At 67.6% G+C, this 574-nt stretch carries 1 protein-coding gene; it reads right to left on the reverse strand.

The genetic code is table 11. From position 1 onward, the window contains the following. A partial coding sequence (locus ABD743_RS44335; protein ID WP_344730727.1) for a polysaccharide lyase occupies positions 1 to 574 on the reverse strand: 574 nt, incomplete at both ends.

The raw sequence follows: 574 nt of genomic DNA on the forward strand, positions 1-574 counted from the left end.
AGGTGGTGTCGTCGCCGCCGAAGAAGGTGGAGAAGAACAGGCCTTGGATGCGGAGTTGGTCGGTGGTGCGGAATTGGAGGCCGGTGTGGTCGAGGACGAGGTTGTTGTCTTGCCAGACGGTGATGCGGCCGTTGTTGTGTCCGGGGGTGTTGAGTTGGACGCGTTGGCGCAGGGTGGTCCAGGTGCCGGGGGTGAAGTGCCAGCAGCCGCGGCCGAGGGAGGTGCCGTGGTCGCGGGAGGTGGGGAGGTAGGCGTAGATCTCGCCGTTGCCGTTGGTGCGCCACATGTAGCGGGTGGAGAAGCCGTTGGTGCCGTCGGGGATGTGTTGTCCGCTGGTGGTGGTGCCGCCGTAGAGGCCGGGGAGTTTGCCGCCTTTGACGAAGTCGAAGTCGGGGGGGAAGCGGAGTTGGTAGTGCAGGTCGAGGGTGTCGGTGGGGTGGGGGAGTTCGAGGTAGGCCTGGGTGCCGCCGTCGGTGCCGCCGGCGGATCGGCTGGCGGAGCCGGCGGGGTAGGTGATGCGGAGGAGTTGTCGGTCGGGTGGGGTGGTGGTGAGGAGTTGGGCGTGGTCGAGGCC

It is taken from the genome of Pseudonocardia yunnanensis, assembly GCF_039534065.1.
Lineage (GTDB): Bacteria > Actinomycetota > Actinomycetes > Mycobacteriales > Pseudonocardiaceae > Pseudonocardia > Pseudonocardia yunnanensis.